Here is an 18,198-nt window from a genome sequence, read left to right as displayed (position 1 = left end):
GGCCATGGCGAAAGCAGTAAAGCAACCGGCACCCGACGCCGAAAAGATCGTGCTTGCGATCGATATCGGCGGCTCGCACGTCAAGATCCGCACCAGCGCCGGTGGCGACGAGCACAAGACCGCTTCCGGACCGGAGCTGACGCCGCAGCGGATGGTCGCGGCGGTGAAGACGCTCGCCGAAGGGCTGCACTACGATGTCGTCTCGATGGGCTATCCGGGCCCGGTGCACCACAACCGGCCGCTGACCGAACCCGCCAATCTCGGCAAGGGCTGGGTCGGCTGCGATTTCGCCGCCGAGTTTGGCAAGCCGGTGAAAGTCGTCAACGACGCGCTCATGCAGGCCATCGGCAGTTATGAGGGCGGCCGCATGCTGTTCCTTGGCCTCGGCACCGGCCTGGGGGCCGCGATGATCGTCGATAATGTCGCCCAGCCGATGGAGCTTGCCCATCTTCCCTACAAGAAGCGCGGCAGTTTCGAAGACTATGTCGGCGAACGCGGCTTGCAAAAGCGCGGCAAGAAGAAATGGCGCAAACACGTCTTCGACATGGTCGACCGGCTTCGCGCCGCCATGCAGCCGGATTACGTGGTCATCGGTGGCGGCAATGTCGATGAACTCGCCGACTTGCCCGCCGATTGCAGACGCGGCGACAACACACGCGCCTTCGAGGGCGGATTTCGACTATGGCGCGACAAATCCCTGATTATCTGATATTGCTGATTGTCTGATATTATCGAGCACCGGCTCAGGGTTGTTAATCCCGCGCTGCCGTTAGTATTATTATTCAAAATAATGTGTGACGTGGTGCGGCGTCATTGCATTGCGCAGATTTGCCGACTAGGAATTTCTGCGACCCCCACGGACGGAGAAATAGATTGATCGACGACACCAACAACGCTCGCAAAGACATCGACCTGCTCGAGCTGACCGCCCATATCGTCTCCGCATATGTCGAGAAGAACCGCTTGCCGGCTTCCGGCCTCGGCGATCTCATCGCCAGCGTCAGCGCCTCCATAGGCGGGCTCGGGCAACCGGCAGTGCCGGTCGCCGCGCCGCTGACGCCTGCCGTCAATCCCAAGAAATCGGTGACGCCGGACTACATCATCTGTCTCGAGGACGGCAAGAAGTTCAAATCCTTGAAGCGCCATATCGGCGTCCATTTCGGGCTGACGCCAGACGCCTATCGCGCCAAATGGGGCCTGCCGTCGGACTACCCGATGGTCGCCCCCAACTACGCGGCCTCGCGTTCGCAACTGGCCAAGGCGATCGGCCTCGGCCGCAAAGCCGCCCCGCCCGCACCCGTCAAGGGCCGGGGCCGGAAGGCCAAGGCGACGGCTTAGGCTTCGTTGGTATTTGATCGGCCTGCGAACGGCGGTCTCTGCATCCGGTAGCAGCACCAATTGCCATCGTGGCGCTGCCCCTCATCGCCCTGCCGGGCACTTCTCCCCGTAAAGAACGGGGAGAAGGGGCTTGACCGCGACGCTGGCGACCCCCTCGCCCCGTCCTCACGGGGAGAGGGTAAGGGTGAGGGGCAGCGCAAACGCCCCAAGATTGGCAGGGCGATGGAAAACCGCCTTCGACCAGCCTGCCTCCCTTCGCCAGAACGAAATTGGTTGATCCAGGCCGGATTTTTGCGCGCGCCTCCGGCTGAACTGCGCTAAAGGCTTTTTTGGCCGGACCAGCGCCCATCGTGGAAGTGCCCCGCCGGCCGACATCGCCGCCACGGGGCCTAATCCATGACCACAGAATCCCAAGTACCATCCGACCAGCGCTATGCCGCCTTTCGCCACCGGCCGTTCCTGAGCTACTGGGCGGCGCGCTTCCTCTCGACATTCGCCACCCAGATCGTGTCGGTCGCCGTCGGCTGGCAGATCTACGATCTCACCCGCGACCCGTTCGACCTCGGCCTTGTCGGCATCGTCCAGTTCCTGCCTTCGCTGCTGCTGGTGCTGGTCACCGGCGACGTTGCCGACCGTTTTGGACGCCGCCTGATCATGGCGCTGGCGGTGCTGGTCGAGGCGGGCTGCGCCTTGGCCCTGTTGCTGTTGACGCTGCGCGGCCTCTCCGGGCCGATGCCGGTCTTCATCGTGCTCGCCATGTTCGGCATCGCGCGCGCCTTCTTCGGGCCGGCCTCGTCATCGCTGTTCGCCAATCTGGTGCCGTCGGAGGATTTCGCCAACGCCATCGCCTGGAACTCGTCCGCCTGGCAGACGGCGACCATCGTCGGGCCGGTCGCCGGCGGCCTGCTCTACGGGCTTTCGGCCGAAGCCGCCTACGCCACTGCGGCCGTGCTGATGCTCATTGCCGCCGTGCTGATCTTCACCATCCCGAAGCCTGCCCAGCGCAGCCGGACCGACAGGCCGACGGTACAGACCCTGTTCGCCGGCTTCGGCTATATCTGGAGCGAAAAGATCGTGCTCGGCGCGATTTCGCTCGATCTGTTCGCGGTGCTCCTGTCCGGCGCCTCGGCGCTGCTGCCGGTCTATGCGCGCGATATCCTCGAACTCGGCCCTTGGGGGCTCGGCCTGTTGCGCTCGGCGCCCGGCGTCGGCGCCATCTGCGTCGCCATCTGGCTGGCCGGACACCCGATCCGCAACCATGCCGGCCTTGTCATGCTCGGCTTCGTTGCGCTGTTCGGCGCGTTCACGGTTCTGTTCGGCTTCTCGACCATCACCTGGCTGTCGATTGCAACCCTTGCGCTGCTCGGCGCCACCGACATGTTCAGCGTCTATATCCGCGAGACGCTGATCCAGCTGTGGACGCCGGACGACGTCCGCGGCCGCGTCAACGCCGTCAACCAGGTGTTTGTCGGCGCCTCCAATGAGCTCGGCGAATTCCGCGCCGGCACCATGGCCGCGCTGATCGGCACGGTTCCGGCCGTGGTGGTCGGCGGCATCGGGGCGATCGCTGTCGCCGGTCTATGGGCGGTGCTGTTCCCGCAGCTGCGCAAGGTGCGTCATCTCAGGGGGCGAAACTGATTACCGCAGCGCCGGCTTGCCGAAAATCATCGGCAGGAACTCGCCGAGCCAGCGCTTGAGGTGCATGTCCCAGATCAGCCGGCCGCCGAGATGGTCGCGGCCGGGCTGCGCGCCGGGCAATTCGAAGCGGTGCGCGCCGCGCACCACCCAGCGCTGCATCATCGCCCGGGTCAATTCGCCATGGAACTGGATGCCCCAGGCATTGGCGCCATAGCGGAAGGCCTGGTTGGGATAGGTTTCGGCCGTCGCCAAAAGCGTCGCGTCCTTGGGCAGCGAAAAGCCCTCGCGATGGAACTGATAGACCATCTCTGGCCAATGCATCAGCCTGCTGCCCGCTTCGGTCGCCTTCAGCGGATACCAGCCGATCTCGACGAGGCCCTCGCCATGGCCCTCGACCCTGCCGCCAAGATGCTTGACCAGCATTTGCGCGCCGAGGCAGATGCCAAGCAGCGGCCGGTTCTCGTCGAGCGGAATCTTGAGCCAGTCGGTCTCGCGGCGGACGAACTCGTCGCCGTCATTGGCGCTCATCGGCCCGCCGAACACCACGGCGCCGGCATGGCCGTCCAGCGTCTGCGGCAAGGCCTCGCCGAGCGGCGGGCGGCGGATGTCGAGGTCGAAGCCTTCCTCGATAAGCATATGGCCGACCCGTCCGGGGCTCGAATGCTCCTGATGCAGCACGATCAGGATCTTTGGTCTCGGACTTGGCTTGGGCGGCATTGGAAGGCGGGATCCTGTCTATTCGTCGCTTGACGTTCCGGCAGCACCGGGAGCCGCGGCGGCCGCCTTGAGGCGCGCCTCGACACGGTCGCGACGTTCGACGCCGATCAGCTCGGCGACCCGCCAGACGGTATTGTCCTCGAGTTCGTGCAGCTCGCCATCGGCATAGACGATCTCCCACATCAGGCCGATGAAGGCCTTTCGCGCCTCGGCGTCGAGATGGCGCTTGAGCACACTGGTGAAGGCGTAGAGGTCGATCGCCTCATTGTCGGCCCGCTCGCCGGCAGCCGCCAGCGCGTCGAGTTCGTCGCCGCTGATCGAGTAGCTTTCTGCCAGCACCTTCTTGAACCGTTCCCATTCGGTATCCTGGCGCACCCCGTCGGCGTTCATCACGTGGAAAAGCAGGGCGGACGCCGCAATGCGCGGATCGTCGGCGCTGGCGCTGGCGCCACCACTGGACGGCAGATCCCTTAGAAACGACAGAACGCGTTCGAACATCAAATCATTCCCAATAAGCCCGGGTCCACTCGACCCTGATCAGAACAAACGAAACCGGCGCGTCGATTTATCCGCCGCGTCGTCGGGATCGACGCCGGGATCGTCGGGCAGCCGCGCCAGCTCCTGCGCCGGCTCGACGGCCTCGGCATCTTCCGACACCGCGGTAAACGCCGCCGCGGTGATTGGTGTCACATGATCCTCGCCGGCACGGTCGACCGTCTTCTCCTCGGTCGCCGTACCCGGTGTCTCGGCTGCAACCGCCGGGTGCTCGATCGTCCCGGCACTTTCCTGTACCGGCCTGGCCGGAGCCGCGATGGCCGGCACCGGCGCCTCCTGCGTATCTTCATGGCTGTCGATCAACTGGCCGAGCCGCTCCATCGGCGCCCGCCATTCGAATGCATCGAGCCTGCCGGTGATCGGCGATACCGGAACCCAGCGTTCGGAGACGACGCCGTCGGCAACCCAGGCCGGATCGCGCGGCGCCCTCACTGCCTTCGACAACAGCTGCCGCACCTTGCCCTGGTCGCCCGTCTCGGCCTCCTCGATATCGGCCAGCAGCAGATAGGCGCCTTCACGGCGATCCATGCGGATGGCGGCTTCCGCCTCCCGACGGGCGGTTGAAAACTCCTGCGCATCGAGCGCGGCGCGGGCCACGGCAAGCGAGGACTCGGCATGGTTCTTCTTCAGCTCCTGCAGCTTCTTTGCCCGGTTCAGCCGGTCGAGTACGGCATCGCCCGGCCTGGCATGGGTGTAGAGCTCGGCGATCTCCGGATGCGGCTCGGCCTTCCACGCCGCCTCGAGGATTTTCGAGCCTTTGCGCACGTCGTTCTGCCGAAACAGCAATTTCGCCGCGACGACCGCCGCCGGTGCAAAATCCGGCCGCAGCCGGTTGGCTTCGAGCGCCGCCGTCCGGGCGGCATTGGCATCGCTGTCGATCAGCGCCTGCGCCTTGGCGGTCAGCAGCACGGCGCGGCGCCGGTTGGCGGCGTCGCGCTCGATCTGCCGGGTCGACTTCTGGGCGTCGACCAGTTTCAGCGCGCCATCCCAGTCGCCACGCCCGGTCAGGTCTTCCAGCGTCGATTCGGCCGCCCAGGCCAGTTGCGGCGCCACCGCCGCCGCACGGCCGGCATAGTGGCGGGCCGCGTTGCGGTCGCCGAGCCGCTCGGCCTCGAGATAAAGCCCGCGCAGGCCGAGCAGCCGCATTTCGGGATCGTCGAGCATGGTCTCGAATTTTTCACGGGCGCCTTCATGGTCGCCTTCGAGCAGCGAGGCCTGCGCGTCGAGCAGCTGGATCAGCGGCTCCTGGTCTGAGCGGATCAGCTTTGCCGCTTCCTTGGTCTTCTTGCGGGCGAGCGCGCCGTCACCGGCGCCGGCCGCGATCATGCCGGTCGACAGTGCCTGGTAGCCGCGGTCGCGGCGACGCACGCGGAAATAGCGCGAGATCGTATAGGGGCTGTTCCACAGCGCCTTGACCAGCCACCAGACGATCATCACCGCGGCAACCACGGCGACCACCGCCACCGCCGCGACCATCAGGCTGACCTGGTATTGATAGCCGTTGAAGGTGACGAGCATTTCACCCGGCCGGTCGGCCAGCCAGGCGAAGCCGAGCCCAAGCGCAAAGACGACGGCGAGGAAGGCGAGGATACGGATCATAGGGTTCCTCACGCCTTGATCGCGCCGGCGATGAGCGAATCGATCTGTGTCTCGACCTCCATCCGCGCTTTCAGCTTGCCGGCAAAGTCGGCGCCGGCGGCCTTGGCCGCCTCAGGCAGGGTTTCGTATTCGCTGAGCGCCTTGGCGTAGTCGCCCTGGTTGACCGCGACCTCCATGCGGGCGACGGTTTCCGGAACGCCGGTGCCTTCGACGGCGCCGATCGGCCTGACCTTGACCAGCGATTCGGCGCTCGACAGCAGCTTCTGCAGGATGCCGGCATTCTGGTCGATGGGCGTCGCGGCAGCGACCATGGCGTTGGCGGCGGCGTCCGCTTCGGCGGCGATCTCGGAGCGCGTCGGGACGCCCTTTTCGGCATAGGCACGCAGCGTCGCGAGCTCGGGAGCATCGGGTGAGATCGCGGCAAAGGTTTCGAGCTCGGCGGCGAACGGCGCACCACGGTCGAGCGCTGCCTTGAGCGCCGAGGCGGCAATGGCCAGTGCGACCTTCGGCTGCGAAGCCTGTGCATCGACCTTGCCCGAGAGCTGTGAAACCGACTGTTCCAGGGCCGCAAGCCGGCCGTCCTGCGCCTTTGCGGTCTCGCCGGCCGATTTCACCAGCGCGTCGAGCGCGGCCAGCCTTTCGTTGAGCGGACCGAGATCGACCGGCGCCGTGCCGCCGGCCTTGCCGAGGGCCGCGACTGCCGTCTCGATCTGCCTGACCTTGTCGCCAAGTGCAGCCACCCCGGCATTGTCGCCGGCACCGCCTTGTTCGACCGCCGACTTCAACGTCGCAACGTCCGCCCTGACCTGGTCCAGCGCCGACGACAGCCCGTCCACCTTGGCCGATGCGTCATTGTTGGCGCCGGCCTGTCTGAGGTCCGCGACCTCGCGCTTCAGCGAAACGATCTCACCATTGACCGCGTCGAGCGACACGGCGCCCGACCCCGGCGCACCGAGCAGGCCGGCAAATTGCAGCCCGCCGGCCGCGGCAAGGGCGATCACGCCGCCGATAATGCCGGCGGCGATGCCGTTGATGCCGCTCCGCTTCGGCTGCGCTGCCATCTGGTCGTCCCTCGTCTCAGCTGTCTTCTTCCCGGAGCCTGCGATCCCCGGTTCGTTGGCCCCGGTCCCGCTGGATGCATCCTCGAAACTGTAGTCGGAAACCGTGGAGCGGCCGGCCGGCGCATCCGAACCGGCGGGGTAAGGGGTTTCCGTTTCCCTGGTAGAATCGGCGCCGACGTCCGCCGGCTCTCGCGTGCCGGCCGGCGCGGCTGCGTCGGCATGTTCCCAAGGCTCGAGATCGGTCTGGTCGGCATGCACCGGCTCTTCAGGCGGCTCCGGCTGCGAGGCGTTCGCCGCTTCCTCGGCCCGCGCCTCGTCGGTCTGCGCCGCGGCTGGCTGCTGCGTGCTGGCATCCTGTTCGTCGGCGACTCGCGAGACGGCGCCGGGCTCGAGCTCGATGGTCACCGGCTCACGGCGGCTCTTGGAATGCCGCATCTTCGGCGTCTTGACCATGCTCGGGCTCCGCAAAATTCGCTTCGGGATGGTTTGAAAGGGTCTAGCACATCACCAAGCGGTGAAAAGGGGCGGCGTGATGACGCCAGGCCTTGGAGTTCAGTTTTGGCAAAACGCCGCAGGGCCGAATCCACGCTTTGAGCCAAGGCCCATGCTCGGCACACAAAAAACCCGCCTCGGCGGGCGGGTCGTTGGAGCCAGTTGGCACCAGTTGGCACCATACCCAAATTAGTAGCATAGCTGCCGGCACAAAGCAAGAACAAAATATGACTTGAGGGCAATCATCCACATTGGCGCTACCTGCCGAGCTGCTAATATCTCCCTTTGCGGGGCAGATCGGCAGCTTCGCGGCGAATGCCGGTCAGCGCGACGCCTGCAAAAGCCCCAGCAAGGCATCCTCGCTGGGCTCAGGCGCAATCCGGATCCCGGCGACATCGCCCAAGGCCCCGGCAATGCGCCCCGACAAGGCGAAAAAGCGCGTGTCCTGAAAAAGGCCACGCAGCGCCGGCCGGCTAGCCAGGGCCTGCATAGCGGTGGCCGCCTTGGCCGAATAGAGCAGCACCGCCTCGACCGGCCGGGCGGACAGGCGCGCAAGAACGGCCTCGTCGGAGTAATCCAGCACAACGGTGTCGTAGGTCTCGACGGCGCGGACCTGAACGCCCGCCGCCTGCAGCCGCTCTTCGAAACCCGGAAACCGCACCCGCCCGCAGAGATAGACGATCGTCTGCCCCGCGTAGCCGCCGGCAAGCGCATCGGCCAGCCCCTCGGCATTCCCCGGGCCTTCGCTGACCGACAGAAACCCGGCCGCGCGGGCGGCTTCCGCCGTCTTCGTGCCGACGGCGTGGCAGGGCAAGCCGGCGAGCGCCGCGATGACCTCCTTCGGCGCATGGCGAACCGCATTGGCGCTGGTGACCGCTACCGCCGCCGCGGCGTCGGCGAGCGCGCCGGCATCGACCGGCAGCGCCACTGTTTCGGTCAGCGGCAGCAGGATCGCCTGAAAGCCGGCATCCGCGAGCCGGCGCGCCGTGCGCGAGGCGCCCGGTTCGGGTCTCGTCACCAGGACGCGGGGCATGTCAGGTCCAGCCGTCGAAGAATGTTTCGCCGGCCTTGGCCCGAACGGTCGCGGCGGCTTCCGCGCCGATGCGCGCCGCCTCCTGCGCCGGCCCTTCCAGCCTGACTTCATGCGACTGCGTACCATCGGGCGAGATGATCAGCCCGGCAAAGGAAACCGTTCCGCCCGATATCGTCGCATGGCCGGCGATCGGCGTGCGGCAGGAGCCGTCGAGTGCCGCCAGGAAGGCGCGCTCGCAGGCCAGCGCCTGGCCGGTCGGCCCGTCGTGGATCGCAGTCAGCATCTCTTCCACGTCGCGGTCGCCGATGCGGCTTTCGATGCAGATCGCGCCTTGCCCCGGCGCCGGCGGAAAGACGTCGAGCGGCATCAGGTCGGTGACGACATCTTCGAGCCCGAGCCGCTTCAGTCCGGCATAGGCGAGGATGGTGCCGTCGGCGATGCCCTCGTCGAGCTTGCGCAGCCGCGTCTGCACGTTGCCGCGGAACATCACCACGTCGATGTCCGGCCGCATCCGCCGGATCAGCGCCTGGCGCCGCAGCGACGACGAGCCGACCCTGGCGCCTTGCGGCAGGCTGGCAATCGTTCGCGCCGCCTTGCCGATGAAGGCATCGCGCGCGTCCTCGCGCGGCAGGAAGGCGGACAGTTCCAGCCCCTCGGGCAACAGGGTCGGCATGTCCTTCGACGAATGCACGGCGATGTCGATGCGGCGCGCCAGCAGCGCCTCCTCGATCTCCTTGGTGAACAGGCCCTTGCCGCCGGCTTCCGACAGCGGCCGGTCCTGGATGCGGTCGCCGCTGGTCGAGATGACGACCACCTCGAATGCTTCGGCCGGCATGCCGTGCGCCGCCATCAGCCGCGCCTGCGTTTCATGCGCCTGCGCCAGCGCCAGCGGGCTGCCGCGTGTTCCGATTTTCAAGGTTGTTTGCATGACGCGCCGTCCGTGATAACCCCCGGCAGATCGAGGCCGTTTCCGGGCTTTCTCCTATCGGGGAAAGGCCGGTTGCACAATCATCGAGGACAGCGACGAATTGATCCGCGTTCTGGGCATCGAGACGAGTTGCGACGAGACCGCCGCCAGCGTGGTGGCGCTGGACGGTCGCAGCACGCCGCAAATCCTGTCGAACATCGTGCTCAGCCAGATCGAGGAGCATGCTGCTTTCGGCGGCGTCGTGCCGGAGATCGCCGCGCGCGCGCATGTTGAGGCGCTCGACGGCATCATCGAGGCAGCGCTGACCGATTCCGGTGTCGAGCTCGCCGACATCGATGCGATTGCCGCCACCGCCGGTCCCGGTCTTGTCGGCGGGCTGATCGTCGGCCTGATGACGGCCAAAGCAATCGCCGCGGCAGCCAAAAAACCGCTGATCGCCATCAATCATCTCGAAGGCCACGCGCTGACGGCCCGGTTGACCGATGGGCTCGACTTTCCCTACCTCTTGCTGCTGGTCTCCGGCGGCCATACGCAGATCGTCGCCGTGCGCGGCGTCGGCGACTACCAGCGCTGGGCGACGACCATCGACGACGCGCTTGGCGAGGCCTTCGACAAGACGGCCAAGATGCTCGGCCTGCCCTATCCGGGCGGACCGAATGTCGAGCAGGCGGCGGCAGATGGCGATGCGGCGCGTTTTGCGTTTCCGCGCCCGATGAAGGGCTCGGCGCAGCCCGATTTTTCCTTCTCCGGCCTCAAGACCGCGGTACGCCAGGCGGCAACGGCGATTGCCCCGCTGAGCGACCAGGATGTTGCCGATATCTGCGCCTCGTTCCAGGCGGCGGTGGCGGATGCGCTGGGCGACCGTGTTGCGCGGTCGCTGACCCGGTTCCGTCAGCAATTCCCGGACAAGGCCGTGCCTGCGCTGGTTGTCGCCGGCGGCGTCGCCGCCAACCGGACGATCAAGGCGACATTGCAGGGCCTGTGCGAGCAGGCCGGGTTCAGCTTCGTCGCGCCGCCGCTTAACCTCTGCACCGACAATGCGGCGATGATCGCCTGGGCCGGCATCGAGCGGCTGCGCGCCGGCATATCAGGCGAAAACGCCGCCGATTTCGTGCCGCGCTCGCGCTGGCCGCTGGACAGCATCTCGGCCCCGATGGTCGGCTCGGGCCGGCGCGGGGCCAAGGCATGACCGGCAGCGAGCACAAGGCGCCAAGCGGTTGGCGCGTCGCCGTGCTGGGCGGCGGCGCCTGGGGCACGGCGCTGGCGCTGGCCATGCTGCGCGCCGGTCATTTCGTCCGCCTCTATGCGCGCGACCCGGAGACCGTCGCGGCGGTCGACCGTGGCGAAAATCCGCGCTATCTGCCGGGCATCGCGCTCGACCCCGGCATCGTGGCGACGAGCGACATCGAGGCCGTGCTCGACGGCGCCGACTGCGTTCTGGCGGTGGCGCCGGCGCAATCGTTGCGGATTATGCTGAGGGCCGCGTCCAGCCATATGCCGAAAGGCGTCCCGCTGGTCCTCTGCGCCAAAGGCATCGAGCGCGACACTGGCGCGCTGTTGTCATCCATTGCCGAGGAAATCCTGCCGGCAAATCCGGTCGCCGCTTTGTCGGGCCCAAGCTTTGCCACCGACGTCGCCAAAGGCCTGCCGACGGCCGTGGTGGTCGCCGCCCGCGACGAGGCTCTGGCCACCGACCTTGCCGCCCGTTTCTCGGCGGAAAATCTGCGCTGTTATTCGAGCGACGACCTGATCGGCGTCGAGATCGGCGGCGCGCTGAAGAACGTCTTTGCCATCGCCGCGGGCGCCGTCACCGGCGCCGGGCTCGGCGCCAGCGCCCAGGCGGCAATGGTGACGCGCGGCTTCGTCGAATTGCGCCGCATCGGTGCCGCCTTTGGCGCCAGGCCGGAGACGCTGATGGGGCTTTCCGGCCTCGGCGACCTGCTGCTCACCTGCTCGTCCGCGCAGTCGCGCAATTTCGCCTACGGGCTGGCGCTGGGGCGAGGCAAGCCGCTTGCCGGCTTGCCTCTGGCCGAAGGCGTGCCGACGGCGGCAATCGCCGCCCGCATCGCCGGCGAGCGCCGGATCGACGCGCCGATCATCGCCGCCGTCGCCGCCATACTGGACGGCACCGTAACCATAGACCAGGCTGTGTCGGCGTTGATGACACGGCCGCTCAAGACCGAAACCGAAATGTAATCCCGAACGATTGCGGAGATGGAAAGATGCTGTTTGCGTTGATTTGCAAGGACAAGCCAGGAAGCCTGCAGGTGCGGCTCGATACGCGGCCCAAGCACCTTGCCTTCCTGGAAGGGCTGAACGGCGACAAGAAATTGGCGTTCGCCGGCCCGTTCCTCGACGCAGACGGCAAGCCGAACGGCACTCTAGCCGTTGTCGAGGCGCCCGATCTGGCTGCGGCAGAAGCCCTGTCGGCGACCGATCCCTATACCAAGGCAGGGCTGTTCGAAAGCGTCGAAATCCGGCAGTGGAACTGGAGCTTCAACAAGCCTGTGAGTGAATGATCGTTCGTTCGCGCTGCCCCTCATCCGCCTGCCGGCACCTTCTCCCCGTGAAGAACGGGGAGAAGGGAGAAGCTCCAGCGCTGGCGACCCCTCTCCCCGTCCTTACGGGGAGAGGGTAAGGGTGAGGGGCAGCGCCAACGCTGGATAGTGACAAACCGACAACGGCAACGGGACAACTGAGATGAACTACTGGCTGTTCAAATCCGAACCCTCGGTCTTCTCCTTCGAAATGCTGAAGGCCAAGGGCAAGGCCGGCACGCAATGGGACGGCGTGCGCAATTATGCGGCGCGCAACAACATGAAGGCGATGCAGATCGGCGATCTCGGCTTTTTCTACCATTCCAATGACGGGCTCGACATTGTCGGCATCGCCGAAGTCTGCGCTCTGGCCCATCAGGACAGCACCACCGACGACCCCCGCTGGGAGTGCGTCGATATCCGCGCCTTCAAGGACATGCCGAAGCCGGTGACGCTGGAGCAGGCCAAGGCCAATCCAAAGCTGGCCGACATGGCGCTGGTGCGGCTCGGGCGGCTGTCCGTGCAGCCGGTGACGCCGGCCGAATGGCAAGAGGTTTGCCGCATGGGCGGCTTGACGCCGGCGCCATGACGGCGCTGACGCCGGACAGCGCCAGGAAATTCATCCTCGACAACACGGAGTTGATGGCGCCGCCGCATGTGCCGGAGATCCGCCTGCACCTGGCCGATGAGGCGCACGACCTGTGGCAGCGGACCGAGGACGAGCTGACTGAAATCGGCCTGCCGCCGCCCTTCTGGGCTTTTGCCTGGGCCGGCGGCCAAGGCCTTGCCCGCTACATCCTCGACAATCCGGCGGTGGTGCGCGGCAGGCGCGTGCTCGACTTCGCCTCCGGCTCCGGGCTTGTCGCCATTGCCGCGGCCAAAGCTGGCGCGGCGGAGGTGATCGCCGCAGACATCGACCCGTTCTGCGCGACAGCGATCCGTCTCAATGCCGAGGCCAATGGGGCCGAGATAAAATTCGTCATCGGCGACTGCATCGGCAGCGATGCCGGCTGGGACGTGGTGCTGGCCGGCGACGTCTTCTACGACAAGACTTTCGCCGACAGGCTGATGCCGTGGTTCGTCGCGCTGAAGGCGCGCGGCGCCGACATCCTCGTCGGCGATCCCGGCCGCTCCTATCTGCCGAAGGCGGGGCTGGAGCCGCTTGCCGTCTACGAAGTGGCGGTGACGCGGGCGCTGGAGGACGCCGAGGTCAAGCGCACGACCGTCTGGCGTCTTGCTTGACGGCATCGCCGAACAGGCGTTCCATCGCGCAATCGACCGGAGGGAACCATGGATTTTTCAGCAATCAATTGGCTGGCGGTAATCGTCGCCGCCGTCGTCGCGTGGCTGTTCGGCGCGGCCTGGTACATGGGCTTGAGCAAGCCGTGGCTGAAGGCCGCCAAGCTTGATCCGGCGACGATGAGCAAATCGATGCTGCCCTTCGTCGTCTCCTTCATCGCGGAGCTCGTCATGGCGCTGGTCATGTCGCTGATCATCGGCGCCGTGACCGGCGGCGAACCGAGCCTGCTTGCCGGGGTGATCTTCGGCTTCGTTCTCTGGCTGGGGTTCGTCGCCACGACGCTTTCGGTCAACCATCGCTACGAAGGCTTCGGCTGGGATCTGACGCTCATCGATGTCGGTCACTGGCTTGGCGTGCTGCTTCTCATCGGCGCGGTGATCGGCTGGTTCGGCGCGGCGGCGGCCTGACCGTCAGCTCGGGGTCTTGGCGATTTCCTCGAGAAGCCAATCGCGAAAGGCGGCAATGCGCGGATCATTCGCCGCACTTTCGGGATAGACCAGGAAATAGGCGAATTCGGGCGCGACCTTGATGCCGAGTTCGAAGGGCCGGATCAGCCGACCTTCGGACAGGTCGTTTGCCACCATGGCGAAATCGGCGAGCGCGACCGCGTTGCCGTCGAGCGCCGCCTGGACGGCATCCGTCGAGTTGCCGAACACGATGGTCCGGCTGTCGTCGAAATCGTCGACGCCCGCCGCCGCCATCCATATGCTCCAATTCGGCCAGGTGACGCCCTGGCGCGACCACTCGATATGGGCCAGGGTATGATGGAACAGGTCGCGCGGTTCCTTGAGCGGCGGCCCGGACCGCAGCAAGGCCGGACTGCAGACGGGAATGATGACGTTTTCGAACAGCCGGTGCGAGCGAAGCCCCGGATACTTGCCGGTGCCGAAACGTATGCCGAGATCGACGTCGTCGCGATCGAAGTCGCGCACCTCGTAGCTGATGTCGAAACGCAGCTCGATCGCCGGATGCTGCTTGCGAAAATCGTCGACGCGCCGCATCAACCACTTCGTCGCGAATTGCGCATCGAGGGTGACCTTCAGCAGCGCCGATCCGCGCGCCGTCTTCTGCGCCCGTGAGACAGCCCGGCCAAGCAGGTCGAGCGCATCAGTCGAGGCCTCGAACAGCACCGCGCCCGCCTCGGTCAGCCGGATCGTGCGGCTGGTGCGTGTGAACAGCACGATGCCGAGCTGATCCTCGATTTCCTTGATCTGGTGGCTGACCGCTGCCGGCGTCAGGCCGAGCTCGTCGGCGGCGCGGGTGAAATTGAGGTGCCGGGCCGCTGCCTCCAGCGTCCGCAGCGCACGGGTTCCAGGCAGCAGGCGCGCCATCAATGCCAGACGAGGAGGGTTCGGTCGAGCATTCCAATCCTCAAACAAAACTTGAAGATGCAGAAAAAACTACTCGTTTCCCGTTTGAATTTCAATCCGCCATGATCCGAGCATCGAAGAAACATCAAACCGGATTTGATGTCCGGAGAAGCGGATTGCACCATGTCTGACGTCACCTTGCGCCCTGTAACCCTCCGCCCGGCCTGGCTGCGCGCCGTGCTTGACTGGCTTCGCCACGCGAGAATCGCGATCAGTCTTCCCTACGAGAATGTCGAGAACCTCTCCGATCGCCAGCTGCGCGACATTGGCGGCGAACGCAAGGACATCGCACGCGCCATGGACCGCGAACTCGGCCGGCTCGGCCTTCTCGACATAGGGTGGCAGAGGAGTAGGGCAGTAGGGCAGTAGGGCAGTAGGGCAGTAGGGCAGTAGGAAAAGCTAAGCGGCGCGCCCGCCCCTGTCTCTACCCTTACTGCCCTATTCCCCTACTCCCCTACTCCCTCACCTTACCACCCTCACCACCGTCCGCTCCGACAGCAGCGGCAGCAGCCGCGCCATGGTGCGGGCCGTTATCGCGACGCAGCCTTGCGTCGGCGTGAGGCCGGGGCGCGCCAGGTGGAAGAAGATGGCGCTGCCGCGGCCGCGCCGGCGCGGCACAATGTTCCAGTCCAGCACCAGGCAGGCGTCATAGAGATCGTCGGCCCGCAGCATCCGCTCATGGCTGGCGCCATAGGGGATTTTGACCGGGCGGTTGTAGTTGCGGTCCCCAGGCACCTCGCACCAGCCGAGGTCGCGGCCGATCGGCGTCATCGCCAGCCGCGTCCGGCGGCCGCCGGCAAAACGGTCGCCACGAAAATATCCCGACAATATCCGCATCGAGGCGAGCGGCGTGGCGCCGTCGCCCTCGCGCTTGCCGGCCGAGATGCCGCCATGCCCCAGTGCACATGGAAACACGAGTTTGCCGGCCTGCAGAAAGCCCTGGCTGGGCTGGCCAGGCCGCGCCCGCACGGTGAGTACGGTGAGCCCTTTCGGCAAAATTGCGCCGACTGCATTGCGATCTTGTTTTTTCTTGTATGATCGAGCCACGGAACAAATCACTGTGAACGGCTGTTGTGCCGGTCAGCTTCCGCATAAACAGGCAGCGGTCAACTGAAATCTCTTTTCAAAACAACGGATTGATCCATGACTTCACGCACCATTCTGATCGTCGATGACGATGACGACCTGCGCGGCACCCTTGTCGAGCAATTGTCGCTTTATGAGGAATTCGACGTCCTGCAGGAAGCGACCGCCGCCAAAGGCATCGCCACGGCGCGCGGCGGGCTCATCGACCTGCTCATCATGGATGTCGGCCTGCCCGACATGGATGGCCGCGAGGCGGTAAAGATATTGCGCAAGGGCGGCTACAAGGCGCCGATCATCATGCTGACCGGCCATGATACCGATTCCGACACAATCCTTGGCCTCGAGGCCGGCGCCAACGACTATGTGACGAAGCCGTTTCGCTTTGCCGTGCTGCTGGCTCGCATTCGCGCCCAGCTGCGCCAGCACGAACAGAGCGAGGACGCCACTTTCTCGGTCGGCCCCTACACGTTCAAGCCCAGCCAGAAGCTTCTGATCGACCCGCGCGGCGCCAAGGTGCGGCTGACCGAAAAGGAAGCCTCGATCATCAAATATCTCTACCGCGCCGACCAGAAGGTGGTGACCCGCGACGTGCTGCTGGAGGAAGTCTGGGGCTACAATTCCGGCGTCACCACGCATACCCTGGAAACTCATGTCTACCGGCTGCGCCAGAAGATCGAGCGCGATCCCTCCAACGCGGAAATTCTCGTGACAGAAAGCGGCGGCTACAAGCTGGTTCCTTAAACATTTCATTATTCAAATAAGCGATCCGGGCGGGGCGCTTTTCGGGTACGGTCCTCAGGCTGGAGGTGGTTTTGGATCGGCCTCGTAGGGGAGGAGTCGGACTGACGGTTCGGGGACATAGCTAGATGGCGCTGGATGACGACATCCGCCTCCTGTCCACCGTGAGGCTCTTCGAGGGCTTCACGCAGGAACAACTGCGTCTGCTCGCCTTCGGTGCCGAAACCACCAAGTTGCAAGCCGACCACAAGCTTTACCGCGAGGACGACGAGGCTGATTGCGCCTATATCGTGATCAGCGGCCGCATCGTCCTCTACCGCGAGCACGATGGCGAGCGCATTCCGATCGGCACCGCCGGCCCCGGCACCATGCTCAGCGAACTGGCGCTGATCGCCGACACGAACCGGCTGACCAGCGCCTCGGCCGAAATCGATTCGGAAGTGCTGCGGCTCAGCCGCAAGATGTTCCGCCGCATCCTCGAGGAATACCCGGAGCTGGCGGTTCACTTGCACCAGCGCATCTCGGAGGATTTCCAGGCGATGATCCGCCGGATCGAGGAACTGGGGCCGCGTTTTGCCGGCTAGAGCAATTCCAGGAAAAGTGTGAAACGGTTTTCCGTCCGGAATTGCGCCAAAACAGAGAGATAGACCGGTTCTGCGTTTCCGTGAAACGAGGAATCGGTCTAATGTAGCGCCTCTGGCCTATCCGGATCGATTTTCGGAACCGCGAGGGCTCAAGGCCGGTGCGTTGCGGAAACAAGCTCAGCCTTGCGCCGTGCCGTCTCCAGTCCCAACGCAATGAAGCGGCGCGCATGTTTGGCCAGCTCCATATTGTCGGTCCACAGATTGCGCCAGATCGCGGTTTTCCGCGACAGGTTCTCGTCGACGATTTCCGACGAGAAGGATTCGAAGCTGAGGTCGTCGCTGTAGCCGATGGCGGTAAGCGCATCGAATATCGCGGCGAAATCGATATTGCCGGTTCCGAGGAAACCGCGATGGCTCTCGCCGATGTGGACATAGCCGATTTTCCTTGCGGCGCTGCGGATGGCCAAGCCGACATCGGCCTCCTCGATGTTCATGTGGAAGCTGTCGAGATGCAGGAAAATGTTGTCGGAGCCGCTGTCCGCGATGAAAGCCATGCCTTGTGCGGCGGTGTTGAGCAGATTGCTTTCGAAGCGGTTGACGATCTCGAGGTTGAGGGTGACGCCGGCTGATTTTGCCGTCTCCGCCACCTCGGCCAGCGTGCCGGCGCTGCGGTCCCACTGGTCGCGCGTCGGCGCCTCGCTCTGCAAGCCGTGGCTGGTGCTGAGGATGCCGGCAACCTTCTGGCCGCCGAGATCGCGGGTCAGCGCGATCGTACGTTTCAGGATTTCGACGCCGTGCGCGGCAATCGTTTTGTCGGCGCTCGAAATATCGCCGTCGGCCGGCAGTCCGATGCTGATCGCAACACCGAGGCCGAGATCGGCGATCCGCTTGGCCAACCCATCAATGTCGACATTGGCGGGGTCGAGATAGGAGAATTCGATCAGGTCGAAGCCGGCTTCCCTGGTGTTGGCCAGCGTCCGCTCGAGGTCGCCCTGCGCCGAGCTCGCCGACCAGACGAATGAATGGATTCCGATGCGCGACATGATCGTCTCCGGTTATTCCAGCGGACCCAAGGCCAAAGCGGTTTTGGCAATCCGATGCTCGGACAAAAAGGTGGGGGGGGGGCGGACCGCCCCCCCCCGCGGGGGGGGGGGTTGGGGCGGGGGGGGGGGCCGAGGGAGAGATGAAAAATTTTTGGGGTGTGTAGGTAGGGGGGGGGGGG

General features: G+C 65.5%; 21 protein-coding genes. 12 read left to right on the top strand and 9 right to left on the bottom strand.

Annotated features, from left to right (window positions below):
• Window positions 1–4: 4 nt before the first annotated feature.
• The 3 genes from AC0L2X_RS05335 to AC0L2X_RS05325 all read left to right on the top strand — a co-directional run bounded on the left by AC0L2X_RS05335 (window position 5) and on the right by AC0L2X_RS05325 (window position 2,976).
• Window positions 5–709 (top strand): ROK family protein, encoded by a 705-nt coding sequence (locus tag AC0L2X_RS05335; RefSeq protein ID WP_473599347.1) that lies wholly within the window; start codon window positions 5–7, stop codon window positions 707–709.
• Between the two features lie 164 nt (window positions 710–873).
• Entirely contained in the window at window positions 874–1,338 is a 465-nt protein-coding gene (locus AC0L2X_RS05330; RefSeq protein ID WP_473599346.1) for a Ros/MucR family transcriptional regulator, read from the top strand.
• 396 nt (window positions 1,339–1,734) lie between these two features.
• Window positions 1,735–2,976 (top strand): MFS transporter, encoded by a 1,242-nt coding sequence (locus tag AC0L2X_RS05325; protein ID WP_473599345.1) that lies wholly within the window; start codon window positions 1,735–1,737, stop codon window positions 2,974–2,976.
• On the opposite strand, the gene AC0L2X_RS05320 is transcribed toward AC0L2X_RS05325, so the two are convergent.
• The 6 genes from AC0L2X_RS05320 to hemC form a co-directional block, all read right to left on the bottom strand.
• Window positions 2,977–3,693, bottom strand: a complete 717-nt coding sequence (locus AC0L2X_RS05320) for a glutamine amidotransferase (protein WP_473599344.1) — start codon at window positions 3,691–3,693, stop codon at window positions 2,977–2,979.
• Window positions 3,694–3,711: 18 nt separating this feature from the next.
• Window positions 3,712–4,191, bottom strand: coding sequence for a tellurite resistance TerB family protein (locus tag AC0L2X_RS05315; RefSeq protein ID WP_473599342.1), 480 nt, complete (start codon window positions 4,189–4,191; stop codon window positions 3,712–3,714).
• Between the two features lie 39 nt (window positions 4,192–4,230).
• Window positions 4,231–5,847: a heme biosynthesis HemY N-terminal domain-containing protein gene (locus AC0L2X_RS05310; protein ID WP_473599341.1), complete on the bottom strand. Its 1,617-nt coding sequence runs from the start codon at window positions 5,845–5,847 to the stop codon at window positions 4,231–4,233.
• An 8-nt stretch (window positions 5,848–5,855) separates the two neighbouring features.
• On the bottom strand, window positions 5,856–7,361 hold the full coding sequence (locus tag AC0L2X_RS05305; protein ID WP_473599340.1) for a COG4223 family protein: 1,506 nt from the start codon (window positions 7,359–7,361) through the stop codon (window positions 5,856–5,858).
• 361 nt (window positions 7,362–7,722) lie between these two features.
• Window positions 7,723–8,433, bottom strand: coding sequence for a uroporphyrinogen-III synthase (locus tag AC0L2X_RS05300; protein WP_473558226.1), 711 nt, complete (start codon window positions 8,431–8,433; stop codon window positions 7,723–7,725).
• 1 nt (window position 8,434) lies between these two features.
• Window positions 8,435–9,361: a hydroxymethylbilane synthase gene (gene hemC, locus AC0L2X_RS05295; protein ID WP_352492267.1), complete on the bottom strand. Its 927-nt coding sequence runs from the start codon at window positions 9,359–9,361 to the stop codon at window positions 8,435–8,437.
• Window positions 9,362–9,464: 103 nt separating this feature from the next.
• Here hemC and tsaD point away from each other — a divergent pair, with 103 nt between their 5' ends.
• The 6 genes from tsaD to AC0L2X_RS05265 all read left to right on the top strand — a co-directional run bounded on the left by tsaD (window position 9,465) and on the right by AC0L2X_RS05265 (window position 13,605).
• A complete protein-coding gene (gene tsaD, locus AC0L2X_RS05290) occupies window positions 9,465–10,550 on the top strand; it encodes a tRNA (adenosine(37)-N6)-threonylcarbamoyltransferase complex transferase subunit TsaD (RefSeq protein ID WP_352492279.1) in 1,086 nt (361 codons plus the stop codon).
• Window positions 10,547–11,557, top strand: coding sequence for an NAD(P)H-dependent glycerol-3-phosphate dehydrogenase (locus AC0L2X_RS05285; RefSeq protein ID WP_352492268.1), 1,011 nt, complete (start codon window positions 10,547–10,549; stop codon window positions 11,555–11,557). The genes tsaD and AC0L2X_RS05285 overlap by 4 nt, the downstream gene beginning before the upstream one ends.
• Before the next feature lie 26 nt (window positions 11,558–11,583).
• Window positions 11,584–11,880 carry a YciI-like protein gene (locus AC0L2X_RS05280; RefSeq protein WP_352492269.1) on the top strand — a complete coding sequence of 99 codons (297 nt, stop codon included), beginning with the start codon at window positions 11,584–11,586 and terminating at the stop codon, window positions 11,878–11,880.
• Window positions 11,881–12,061: 181 nt separating this feature from the next.
• Window positions 12,062–12,487 carry an EVE domain-containing protein gene (locus AC0L2X_RS05275; RefSeq protein ID WP_352468158.1) on the top strand — a complete coding sequence of 142 codons (426 nt, stop codon included), beginning with the start codon at window positions 12,062–12,064 and terminating at the stop codon, window positions 12,485–12,487.
• Window positions 12,484–13,140: a class I SAM-dependent methyltransferase gene (locus AC0L2X_RS05270; RefSeq protein WP_352492280.1), complete on the top strand. Its 657-nt coding sequence runs from the start codon at window positions 12,484–12,486 to the stop codon at window positions 13,138–13,140. Before AC0L2X_RS05275 ends, AC0L2X_RS05270 begins: the two co-directional genes overlap by 4 nt.
• A gap of 48 nt (window positions 13,141–13,188) precedes the next feature.
• A complete protein-coding gene (locus tag AC0L2X_RS05265) occupies window positions 13,189–13,605 on the top strand; it encodes a DUF1761 domain-containing protein (RefSeq protein ID WP_473599339.1) in 417 nt (138 codons plus the stop codon).
• A 3-nt stretch (window positions 13,606–13,608) separates the two neighbouring features.
• Here AC0L2X_RS05265 and gcvA read toward each other — a convergent pair whose 3' ends face one another.
• Window positions 13,609–14,529 (bottom strand): transcriptional regulator GcvA, encoded by a 921-nt coding sequence (gene gcvA, locus AC0L2X_RS05260; RefSeq protein ID WP_473599338.1) that lies wholly within the window; start codon window positions 14,527–14,529, stop codon window positions 13,609–13,611.
• Between the two features lie 162 nt (window positions 14,530–14,691).
• Here gcvA and AC0L2X_RS05255 point away from each other — a divergent pair, with 162 nt between their 5' ends.
• On the top strand, window positions 14,692–14,937 hold the full coding sequence (locus AC0L2X_RS05255; RefSeq protein WP_473558215.1) for a hypothetical protein: 246 nt from the start codon (window positions 14,692–14,694) through the stop codon (window positions 14,935–14,937).
• Window positions 14,938–15,030: 93 nt separating this feature from the next.
• Here the strand turns inward: AC0L2X_RS05255 and AC0L2X_RS05250 are convergent, their stop codons facing one another.
• Complete coding sequence (locus AC0L2X_RS05250; protein WP_473599434.1) at window positions 15,031–15,567, bottom strand: L,D-transpeptidase family protein; 537 nt, start codon at window positions 15,565–15,567, stop codon at window positions 15,031–15,033.
• Window positions 15,568–15,711: 144 nt separating this feature from the next.
• Between AC0L2X_RS05250 and AC0L2X_RS05245 the strand changes: the two genes are divergently transcribed.
• Window positions 15,712–16,395, top strand: coding sequence for a response regulator transcription factor (locus tag AC0L2X_RS05245; protein WP_254817802.1), 684 nt, complete (start codon window positions 15,712–15,714; stop codon window positions 16,393–16,395).
• Between the two features lie 125 nt (window positions 16,396–16,520).
• Window positions 16,521–16,976: a Crp/Fnr family transcriptional regulator gene (locus AC0L2X_RS05240; protein WP_352492272.1), complete on the top strand. Its 456-nt coding sequence runs from the start codon at window positions 16,521–16,523 to the stop codon at window positions 16,974–16,976.
• Between the two features lie 149 nt (window positions 16,977–17,125).
• Here the strand turns inward: AC0L2X_RS05240 and AC0L2X_RS05235 are convergent, their stop codons facing one another.
• The gene (locus AC0L2X_RS05235) at window positions 17,126–18,019 is read right to left on the bottom strand and encodes a sugar phosphate isomerase/epimerase family protein (RefSeq protein ID WP_473599337.1); all 894 of its coding nucleotides are present in this window, start codon (window positions 18,017–18,019) and stop codon (window positions 17,126–17,128) included.
• Between the last annotated feature and the right edge of the window lie 179 nt (window positions 18,020–18,198).

The sequence above is a fragment of the Mesorhizobium sp. WSM4828 genome, from assembly GCF_055811175.1.
This window is presented reverse-complemented; position numbering and strand designations above follow the sequence as displayed.

Excerpts from the sequence above, each read along its gene's own strand:
- AC0L2X_RS05335 (WP_473599347.1), top strand. The coding sequence starts at position 5 with ATGGCGAAAGCAGTAAAGCAACCGGCACCCGACGCCGAAAAGATCGTG.
- AC0L2X_RS05325 (WP_473599345.1), top strand. The coding sequence starts at position 1,735 with ATGACCACAGAATCCCAAGTACCATCCGACCAGCGCTATGCCGCCTTT.
- AC0L2X_RS05320 (WP_473599344.1), bottom strand. The coding sequence starts at position 3,693 with ATGCCGCCCAAGCCAAGTCCGAGACCAAAGATCCTGATCGTGCTGCAT.
- AC0L2X_RS05315 (WP_473599342.1), bottom strand. The coding sequence starts at position 4,191 with ATGTTCGAACGCGTTCTGTCGTTTCTAAGGGATCTGCCGTCCAGTGGT.
- AC0L2X_RS05310 (WP_473599341.1), bottom strand. The coding sequence starts at position 5,847 with ATGATCCGTATCCTCGCCTTCCTCGCCGTCGTCTTTGCGCTTGGGCTC.
- AC0L2X_RS05305 (WP_473599340.1), bottom strand. The coding sequence starts at position 7,361 with ATGGTCAAGACGCCGAAGATGCGGCATTCCAAGAGCCGCCGTGAGCCG.
- AC0L2X_RS05300 (WP_473558226.1), bottom strand. The coding sequence starts at position 8,433 with ATGCCCCGCGTCCTGGTGACGAGACCCGAACCGGGCGCCTCGCGCACG.
- hemC (WP_352492267.1), bottom strand. The coding sequence starts at position 9,361 with ATGCAAACAACCTTGAAAATCGGAACACGCGGCAGCCCGCTGGCGCTG.
- AC0L2X_RS05285 (WP_352492268.1), top strand. The coding sequence starts at position 10,547 with ATGACCGGCAGCGAGCACAAGGCGCCAAGCGGTTGGCGCGTCGCCGTG.
- AC0L2X_RS05280 (WP_352492269.1), top strand. The coding sequence starts at position 11,584 with ATGCTGTTTGCGTTGATTTGCAAGGACAAGCCAGGAAGCCTGCAGGTG.
- AC0L2X_RS05275 (WP_352468158.1), top strand. The coding sequence starts at position 12,062 with ATGAACTACTGGCTGTTCAAATCCGAACCCTCGGTCTTCTCCTTCGAA.
- AC0L2X_RS05270 (WP_352492280.1), top strand. The coding sequence starts at position 12,484 with ATGACGGCGCTGACGCCGGACAGCGCCAGGAAATTCATCCTCGACAAC.
- AC0L2X_RS05265 (WP_473599339.1), top strand. The coding sequence starts at position 13,189 with ATGGATTTTTCAGCAATCAATTGGCTGGCGGTAATCGTCGCCGCCGTC.
- gcvA (WP_473599338.1), bottom strand. The coding sequence starts at position 14,529 with ATGGCGCGCCTGCTGCCTGGAACCCGTGCGCTGCGGACGCTGGAGGCA.
- AC0L2X_RS05255 (WP_473558215.1), top strand. The coding sequence starts at position 14,692 with ATGTCTGACGTCACCTTGCGCCCTGTAACCCTCCGCCCGGCCTGGCTG.
- AC0L2X_RS05245 (WP_254817802.1), top strand. The coding sequence starts at position 15,712 with ATGACTTCACGCACCATTCTGATCGTCGATGACGATGACGACCTGCGC.
- AC0L2X_RS05240 (WP_352492272.1), top strand. The coding sequence starts at position 16,521 with ATGGCGCTGGATGACGACATCCGCCTCCTGTCCACCGTGAGGCTCTTC.
- AC0L2X_RS05235 (WP_473599337.1), bottom strand. The coding sequence starts at position 18,019 with ATGTCGCGCATCGGAATCCATTCATTCGTCTGGTCGGCGAGCTCGGCG.